Origin of the sequence: Mycobacterium palustre, assembly GCF_002101785.1 — a bacterium.
Lineage (GTDB): Bacteria > Actinomycetota > Actinomycetes > Mycobacteriales > Mycobacteriaceae > Mycobacterium > Mycobacterium palustre.
Map to the genome: position 1 here is coordinate 1 of NZ_LQPJ01000001.1, position 8,954 is coordinate 8,954.

Sequence of the window (8,954 nt, forward strand, 5' to 3'; positions counted from 1 at the left end):
CGACACGCCACACCCCACCCGGGGGTTCTCCTCACATCAAGCCGACACGCCTGCTACCAACGTCCTGGCCGAGTACAGCTAGCGGCGGCGCCGGCGGTGCCGGCGGCGCCGGCGGGCTATTCGGCGCCGGCGGTGCCGGCGGCTTGGGCGGCTTTGCCACCAGCGGCGCCAGCGGGGCCGGCGGCAATGGTGGCGCGGGCGGGCCCGGCGGCCTGTTCGGCGCCGGTGGCGCCGGCGGGGCGGGCGGAATCACGGGTGACGCCAACCAGACTGGCGGGAACGGCGGGGCCGGCGGCGCCAGCGGGCTGTTCGGCCCCGGCGGCGGCGCGGGCGGCGCCGGCGGCACCGGCGACAATCCAACCGCAACGGGCGGTCAAGGCGGCGAAGGCGGATACGGCGGCGGGATCGGCGGGACCGGCGGGATCGGCGGAAATGGCGGCAACGCCGGGCACCTGTTCGGCACGGCCGGCGCCGGCGGTGCCGGTGGCGAGGGCCTGACGACCGGTGGCGCCGGTGGCAACGGCGGCAACGCGGCGCTGATCGGCACGGCCGGCAACGCTGGCGCCGGCGGGTTTGGCGGCGCAACCGCGGGTGCTGCCGGCAACGGCGGCACCGCAAGCCCGCTGCAGTCGGCATTCGACGCGGTGAATGCCCCCGTCCAGGCGGCCACCGGGCGCCCGTTGATCGGCAACGGCATCAGTGCGGCCGCAGGATCCGGGCTCAACGGCGGAGACGGCGGATGGTTGCTCGGCAACGGCGGCGCCGCCGAGCCCGCCGGTTCCGCCGGCCCCGCCGGTGCCGATCAGCCCGGCCGCGCCGCCGTTACCGCCGGCGACGCCCGCCGCGCCGGAGCCGCCGGCCCCGCCATCGCCGATCAGCCACCCACCGGGTGCGCCGTTGAGCCCAGACCCCGGGGCCGCATTGGCACCATTGCCGATCAGCGGGCGCCCGGTGGCCGCCTGGATGGGCGCATTGACCGCATTGAGAAACTCTTGCCCCACCGTCTGCGCCGGGTTGGCCGCGAACGCCGCAACGTTCTGCGCCTCCGCGCTCGCATAGGCTCCGGCGCCGGCGGTCAAGGCCCGCACGAACTGGTCATGAAACGCCGCGCCTTGCGCACTGAGCGCCTGATAGGCCTGGGCGTGCCCAGAAAACAGCTCCGCAATCGCGGTAGACACCTCGTCCTGGGCCGCGACCAGTATGCGCGTCGTCGGGGCGACCGCGGCGGCGTTGGCGGCGGTCAGCGTTGAGCCGATGTTGGCTAGATCCGTGGCGGCTGTCGCCAGCACCTCGGGTACGGCGGTTAAGAACGACACCTCAGACCTCCGACCTAACAGAACTCCGGTTTGGATTTGGCCAATGCTACATACTGTTTGGATGTTATGGAAGGGTATCGCCTGATATTCAGTTTGCTTCCGAAGCCGCGTCCCGCGCGGGGGTTTTCGGTTGCCGAAGCGTCAAGCGGGAAGGCGCCGAACGTTTCGGTCAGACGCGTCGTTTGCGAAGTCCCGCAGCGTCATTCCGCGCTCGGCCCAGTGGTCGACGTGTGGCACGTTCGGCGCGGGGCGCATTAGCCCCAGGAGCGAGTCGGCGCGGAACCCCGCCCCGACGCCGGCCCTCTCTGCCGCCCGCAATGCCCGGTACACGACGGCGAACGGCACGGGGACGGCACGGAGCGGCTTTTCGGTGACACCCGCGCGCAGCGTCCGCATGATCTCGCTGAATGGAACGCGGCGCGGGTTGGCCACGCCCAGGACGCGATGCGGCGGAGCGTCCTCGACGGCGGCCACCACGCATCGCGCCATGTCGTCGGCGTGCACCGCATATTGGTAGGAGTCCGGGCGGGGCATCGGGACCATCGGGAGCGCGGCCACCTTGCGCAAGGCTCCGATCATGCCGCCGTCCGCGCCACCGTGAACGAGACCGAGCCGCAGCGACGTCCCGCCGCGAGCGGTGACGAGGGCCTCGCAGGCGAGCTTGACGCGGCCGTAGATCTGTTGCGTGCCTTCGTAAGCCGACTGCGAGGAGATGAGCACCAGCGGGACGTCCCCGACCGCCGAGAGGAGCCTCTCGGTGCCGCCGAGGTTTATCCGTTCGATCTCGGCGCGGTCGCGGGCACGCAGGTCGTAGGCGCAGTGGACCACCGCCGTCACGTCGGCCGGCAGCGGGTTCGCCAGTCCTTCCTCGAGCGAATAGGGCACGTGGTCGCATCCGTCCGGGGGCGCGGTGCGCTGCAGCGCGATGACCCGGTAGCCGGAGGCGCCGAACGCCGCGCGCAGCGCCGTGCCCACATAGCCGTTCGCGCCGGTGATGGCGACCGCTCCCCGGATCGGACCCCGGTCAGACATGCCGGCTCGCCGTCACGATGCGGTGGGCGTTGGCCATCACCGTGAGCGTGAATGTGGTCGCCGGCACCGACGGCAACACCGCGCCGTCGATGAAGTGGATGTTGCGGAACTGTCCTATGCGACCCAGCAGGTCTGAGGCGCGGCCGTGCGGGAAGGTCGAGCCGAAGTGGTAGCTCTTCCCGGGCCCGGACAGCCGCACCATCGGCAGGACCGGCCACAAGTCGAGCTTGGGCCCGATCGCGGCGAGCCGGCGCATCACCGAGCGCAGCATCGCGGGCCGCTCATCGGACACCACCCGCACGGCGACGTCAGGCAGCGCGTTCTCGTGCCGTGCCCGCATGTCGACCCGCATCCGCGGCGACCGCCAGGAGGGCAGGTAGCCGAGCCCGACGGTGATCCGGCCGAGCGCGGCGCCCTCCCACGATCGGGGCATCCAGTCCGGCAGCGCCCGTGCGATGGCGGGGTTGTAGGGATAGCAATGCACCTGGGAGGTGGTGTAAGCGTCGTCGTCGTACTTCACCAGCAGGTTGAACTGGTTGAGGGTGAAGTCGCGCTGTGCGCGAGGGTCGCCGGTGCTGCGGCGAGAGACGAACGGGACCAGAAATTGCACCGATTCCTGCAGGTCGACGTGCCTGGGAGGCGCGCTCAGCGAGTTGAGCGCGATCCTCGTGCTGCCAAGCCCACCGGCAGCCACGAACACGCGGTCGGCGTCGAGGCGCATGGCGCGTCCGGTCGCGAGGTCGATGCCGTCGATCGCCGGATTGGCGCCGGGCAGCTGGTCGACGCGGGTCACCAACACCTGGGAGATCAGGCGGACGCGGCCGGTGGCGACGAAGCGGTCGACGGTCTGGCGCGCCGAATAGATCAACGAGTACGGGCAGCCGGTCATGCACAGGCCACAACGCACACAGGAGGCCGCGGCCAGCGCCAGGCGCGCCTTGCCGACCACGACGCCCTTGGCGCGTAGGGCGTCGCGGTGGCGCCGATAGCGCTCGAGCACGGCGGCGGTCCGCCCGGACAGCGGGGGAAGCGGTGCGCGCGCCGCCAGCAGCGGGAAGTCCTCCGCGTAGTCGTCTTCCTCGGCTGCCAGCGGCACCTCGTCCAGCACGGCCTTGTAGTGCGATTCGATGTCGTCCCACCCGAAAGGCCACCGGTCGAAGGTCGCCCGGGAGAAGGGCATGATCTGCGCGCCCCAGACCGTCGAGAACCCGCCGGCCGCCCCGGACACCGCCGCATGATTGCCGCGGTCCGGCATGGTGAGCCCGCGCTGTTGGCCTCGATCGATGAACATGTGGTTTGATCCGTAGGCGCGCTTCTCGGGAAGCGCCGACCCTGCTAACGCGACCGGCTGGGCGGTGACCAGGTCGACGTCGGCACGCTTCCAATGCGCCGGTTTGAGCGCGCTCATTCGGCGGACCGCCGCGGCCGCGTCGCCGCCGAGCCGCTCCCCGATGTCGACGACGGTGATCCGCTGCGCCGGGTCATCGGCCAGGGCCAAGATCGCCGCGGCCCCCGCGGGGCCGCTTCCGATGACGACGTTATGCATCGTCGCCTGCCGGCACTGCGGCCAACGCGCCCTCGACGTCGGCTGGAGTGAGGCCGGTCGTCAGGACCTTCGCTCGGCGCCCGCGGGCCAGTTGCACCCTGCCGACGACATAGCCGCAGCCGGCAAGGGCGACGCCGACCACCGCGACCAGGGCCTGCACCAGCCGCTCGGGCCGGCCGATGAGCGCAGCCATCAGCGCGGGCCCCACTCTCGACAGCACGCTCGCGCTGAACCTCAGCTCGGCGCCGATGTTGCCGGCCTCGCCCATGTCGGCGAACGCGCCCACCTTGCTGCGGTTGACGAAAAAGCAGCGCCGCCAGAAGTAGGACCAGGTCAGCCGCTCCGGAGCAACGTAGTGACGGACCTCGGCGCGCGGCTCGTAACAGACGGCTGCCGGCCCATAGGCGTTGGCGATCCGGTGCGAGAGGTCCATGTCGTCGTGGTCGTCGGCATGGAAGCCACCCACGCCGAGGATGGCATCGCGGCGCACGCTCATGTTGGCGCCGATCAGGTGGCGCACCGGGGCGAGCCGATCGGGCAGCGAGCGGTAGTGGCAGCCGAACACCCAATCGCAGTCGGGCGGGAACCACGAAGGCCGCGGGGCGCCGTAGTTCGGCCGCGGCGCCCCACCGACGGCGACCGCCCCGGAATGGGTCGCGTACACAGCGAGCAACCGCCCGAGCCAGTCCGGCTCCGCGGCGGCGTCGTCGTCGAGGAAAGCCACGATGTCGGCGCGCGTGTGCAGCAGCGCGGTGTTGCGCGCAGAACCCAGCCGACCGGCGAACTGGTTGCCGACAACGACGATCTCTACGTCGCAGTCGGGCCGTCCGCCGGCCCATTCCCGTCGGCACCGCTCGAGTAACGCTTCGTTGTGGTCGACGACGATGATCAGTCGCCGCGGGGCGACGTCCTGCGCCAGCGCCGACTCCACGGACTGTGTGAGTTGATCCCAGCGCGCGAGGGTGTAGGTACAGATGACGACATCCGCGCACAGCGCGGTCACGACGGCGCGCATCGGCAATCCTCGTCCGCATGTCGGCACTCGGCCGGCCGTCCGGCGGTCGAAACACGGGTTTTGCTGCCGCGCCGGCGGGTCCGGTAGCGATAGTGCAAGGCCAGCGCGGCAACGACCCAAACCGCCCCGGCCATGTTGCCGACGAACCACGCCCAGCCCAGCCAAACGAGGCCCCGGTGTGCCCAAACTTGGGCGAGCCCCAGCGAGATGGCGGCGCACGCGAAACTCGCCAGGATGAGGCTGCGCATTTGACCGGTCAGCCTCAGCAGGAAGCCCCCCCAGGTGTTGACGGTCACCGGGAGCGCGCCCAGGGCGAGAACCGACACCAGTTCGCTGCCGTGCTCGACGTAGTTGTGGCCGAACAGCACGAGCAGATCCGGCCCCGCCAACCACAGCGCCAATACCGAAGGAAATATCAAAACCATCGACAGCACCGCGGATCGCCGCAACAGTTTGGGCAGCTGCGACTCGTCGGACGCTCCTTCGGAAAGCAACGCCTCGCCGACTCCGGTGGCAAGCCAATAAATCACCGTGGCCATCTGGAATGTCAGGTAGTAGTAGCCCGCATCGGCATTTCCGAGCGCATGCAGCGCGATAAGCGGCAGGATCGTCCTCGGCAGCATCGTGAATATGCTCGCCACATAGCCGTTGCCCGAAAAGCCGACCTGGTGGCGGGTGATGCCGCCGCGCAGGCGAAAGTCGAAACGAAACGCCGTCGCGCGGGCCATATAGAAAAGGCTGACGATCACGGCGACCAGGTAACCCACCAAGGTGGACCCGAAGATCCCATAGGCACCGAGGCTGGTCAGCAAGAACAGCATGACGATTCTTGCGAGGCCGTGAAGCAAGCAGTTTATGTACAAATTGTATTCGGTTTTCCGCGCGGCGATGAAAACCGCGTCGGTGAGCATACTGACGCTACCCAGAACCGACCCGAACACGACTCCGACCGCGTACAGGATATTGGAGCGTACAAAGCCCAGTGACGGTTCGTAGAAAGGAACCAACAACACATATCCGGCGGCCATGACGGCGGCGACCAGGGAGACGATCGCAAAAGATTGAGTGATAAGTGCGTTGGGCTCCCTCGCGGTCGTGTGAAATCGGATGATCGTGATGTCCAAACCGCACATGCTGAGGAAGGAGATCATCGCCGCGGAGTTGATCAGGGACGTCGCGATCCCCACTTCTTCCGGGGTGAAGATGCGCGCAATGACGAACCAGAACGCAAAAGCCAGGATCGCCCCTCCGACCTTGTTGGAGCTCAGGAACAGGCTGCTGCGCACCAGCTTGTCGCCGCGCTCGACAGAAAGGCGTTGCCGCCGTCGCCCGGCGGGTGCCTCGTGCTGCGCGGCCGGTCCGTCTTGGGCATCCGAGCGATCACCGGACTCCACGAGTGGATGGTTCATAAAAGGTGACCTGCCGTCGGAAGCGACTGGGCGGGCGGCCTTTGCATTTCAATGCCGTCGTACACCCCGAGCGCGATGAATAGGATGAGAAGAAAGATCACGAGCCCGATTACGATGAGCGACTTTTTGGGCATCCGCACCAGCGCCGACCGGGTGACCGCGGCCGCAGCCAGCACTACCGGTATTTCTAGAGCGGCGGACGAACTACTGCGAAGCGCCGCCGTGCCGCTCATCGAAACCGACCTCGCCCAGCGGAGGTTGACGAGGAGCGCGCCGAGTGCCATCGACAGAAAGACAAACGGGCCGAGCCAGACGTGCGCCAGCAGCAACGTGACGGATCCCGCACACACTGCGGCCAGTCCCGCGGCGAACGTCAATGGCGGCCCCGCGGCGAGGCGAAATGCTTCCACCTTTTGAGTGACCGTGTAACGCGCTCGAGATCGAGCGGCTAAGGCCAACGCGAGGCCGAACAGGAGACCGATCGCGATTTGAATGGGAGCGCCGGGATCGCGCGTTCCCCCGCGCCATCCGCTCCGCAATTCCGGCACGCCGAGGCCGCCGAGATCGTAAATGGAGACCGGCCCGTGTCGGTAGAGCAAGTCGATCCCGGAAAGATTGTCGAATCGTGTTAATTGGTCTTGAGTGAACCGGACGAGCTCCTCTGTCTCACCCGGGTAGAAGTACCACCCGAGGTGTGGCGGTCCGTCGGCCAGGCGCTGGTCCACATACAGATAGCGCAGGCGCAGGTCGCGCGCGACCTCCGACTGCCAGGGGTTCCATCCGTCGCCAAGGTACAGCCCTGGCACCCCCACCTCCCCCTCGCGCAGCACCGGCCATAAACCGGCTTGGCTTGCCAGCAGTGCCCCGCTCATCCGGTCCGCCCCGATTCGGCTTCCGGGCGGTAGCTGGTCGCCCGCCCAACGCACCGCCGCCAGCGTCTCGCCATCCATCGATCGGCCGTCGGCCGCGACGAGGTAGGGGCCGGACAGCCGGTTGTAGCCGGGTCCGCTGCCCATCAGGTAGCCGCCGGCGAAGGCGCCCGTGGCCAGCACCACGGCCACCGAACGAGCAATTGTTAGCTGCCGATGTGACCAAGGCTGGAAATTGCTGCCCCGGCGCAATTGCGACCGGCGCTCGGCGGCGGTGGCAGCGAGAAGGCTCAACGGCAGGAACAACAACGCACCCACGCGATCGCCGGCTTCGCTGCCCCAGGCCGGCAGCGCCATCAGAACAGGGTTCATCGCGACCAGCACCGCAAGCAACACTCGCGGTTCCCGCGAGTGCGCCGCGGTCGGCGGCGCGCCGGACCGCAGGCGCGGCAACACCGATCGGACGCAGATCAAGATCAGCAGCGCCACCACGAAAACGACGGCCGCGGCCCAGTAGACGAGGAGGAACCGCTCCCACGGTGGTGCCGAATAGCCCGCCGCGTCGGAGAACGCCCCGCGCCGTGGCTGGCCGGATAACTGCGAAGCCAAGTCGCCGATGATCGGACCGAAGTAGCTGCCCAGCACAGACCACTGAATGATTGCCCACACGGTAATCACGGCCACCGCGACCACCGCGCCACAAAAGACGCGCCGCCTCGCCTGGCGACCACGCTGGGCAATGCACCAGAACACCAGCGCGGCCGCGGCGAGCCAGCTGGTGACGTAGTCGGTCATGGCGACGGCGAGCAAACACAGGCCAGCACCGCCGAATAACACCCGCGGATCGGCGGCCCAGCGCGCACGGGCGATCAACGCAACCGCCGCCAAGGCGGGCGGTAACGCCAGCGTCTGAGAGGCGAATTGCGAGTCGAACGCGACGAACTGGGCGGACACCGCATACACGGCCACTGCCAATCCACCCGCCCGAAGGCTCCCGGTCAGGTGCTCTACGGCGTCGCAGAGCACCGAGACCAGCGCGAGGCGCGCCAGCAGCACCACCACCATCGCCGCGACCATTACGGGCAGCCCAAGCTGATGGAACAGCGTTGCGACGGCCTCCAGCCCCGGGTAGCGGGGGCTGATGGACAGCAACGGATGCGATTGAAAAAGGCTGTGCGACACCACGATGTCGCGCAGTGTCCGCATGTGAAGTTGCTCGTCGAAGTCCGAGAACAGCCGCGGGCTCGGCAGCCACCGCAGGACAGCGGGCGTCACCGCCAGACACATCACCGCGGTGTTGCGCAGAGCTCGGCTCAGCTGCGGCTGAGTGAGGGTCCACAACGCGCTGGCGAATGCGAGCGCAAAACCGCAGACCGAAACCGCCGCCGCCGCGGCGCCCGCCCCTCGCGTCGCCGTGTACACCGCGAGCGCCTGCGTGGCCAGTGCGCCCGCCTGGCATAGCAAAAGCACGCGGATGGCGCCGGCCGGCCTGCTACTGGTCCAGACATCACGAACATGAATGGCGCGGAAGGGAACTCGAGCCGCCTGGACGCCCACCATTTAGGCCGCCGAGTTCCCGGCTTGGCAGGCCGCGGGCCGAGCGGTCGAGCCCCTCGGCGCTGGATCAGACATCGCGGGGCGTCGTGGGTCGGCACCCACGTTCTTGACGTCCACCGAACAGCCGGGCGGCTGTCAGGCCCAGCTGGAGCCGACGGCGCTGTCGGTGCTGGCCATGTTGCTGCCGGCCGTCTGCACCTTCTGGCCATG

5 protein-coding genes and 3 pseudogenes are annotated in these 8,954 nt (G+C 68.8%); 1 reads left to right on the top strand and 7 read right to left on the bottom strand.

The annotated features are described in order from the left end of the window. Positions 1 to 71 precede the first annotated feature (71 nt). Positions 72 to 617 (top strand): annotated as a pseudogene (locus AWC19_RS30200) (hypothetical protein); the annotation flags it as partial. Between the two features lie 132 nt (positions 618 to 749). Here AWC19_RS30200 and AWC19_RS31355 read toward each other — a convergent pair. The 7 genes and pseudogenes from AWC19_RS31355 to AWC19_RS00035 form a co-directional block, all read right to left on the bottom strand. Continuing rightward, positions 750 to 1,316: pseudogene (locus tag AWC19_RS31355) on the bottom strand (PE family protein); the annotation flags it as partial. Between the two features lie 141 nt (positions 1,317 to 1,457). Beyond that, a complete protein-coding gene (locus AWC19_RS00010) occupies positions 1,458 to 2,348 on the bottom strand; it encodes an NAD-dependent epimerase/dehydratase family protein (RefSeq protein WP_085076075.1) in 891 nt (296 codons plus the stop codon). Beyond that, complete coding sequence (locus tag AWC19_RS00015; RefSeq protein ID WP_085076076.1) at positions 2,341 to 3,894, bottom strand: NAD(P)-binding protein; 1,554 nt, start codon at positions 3,892 to 3,894, stop codon at positions 2,341 to 2,343. The genes AWC19_RS00010 and AWC19_RS00015 overlap by 8 nt, the downstream gene beginning before the upstream one ends. Beyond that, complete coding sequence (locus tag AWC19_RS00020; RefSeq protein WP_085076077.1) at positions 3,887 to 4,909, bottom strand: glycosyltransferase family 2 protein; 1,023 nt, start codon at positions 4,907 to 4,909, stop codon at positions 3,887 to 3,889. Before AWC19_RS00020 ends, AWC19_RS00015 begins: the two co-directional genes overlap by 8 nt. After that, complete coding sequence (locus AWC19_RS00025; protein ID WP_158090814.1) at positions 4,894 to 6,303, bottom strand: lipopolysaccharide biosynthesis protein; 1,410 nt, start codon at positions 6,301 to 6,303, stop codon at positions 4,894 to 4,896. The genes AWC19_RS00020 and AWC19_RS00025 overlap by 16 nt, the downstream gene beginning before the upstream one ends. Before the next feature lie 11 nt (positions 6,304 to 6,314). Next, on the bottom strand, positions 6,315 to 8,747 hold the full coding sequence (locus AWC19_RS00030) for a hypothetical protein (protein ID WP_142280888.1): 2,433 nt from the start codon (positions 8,745 to 8,747) through the stop codon (positions 6,315 to 6,317). A 132-nt stretch (positions 8,748 to 8,879) separates the two neighbouring features. Further along, a pseudogene (locus AWC19_RS00035) lies at positions 8,880 to 8,954 on the bottom strand (type VII secretion protein EsxI); the annotation flags it as partial.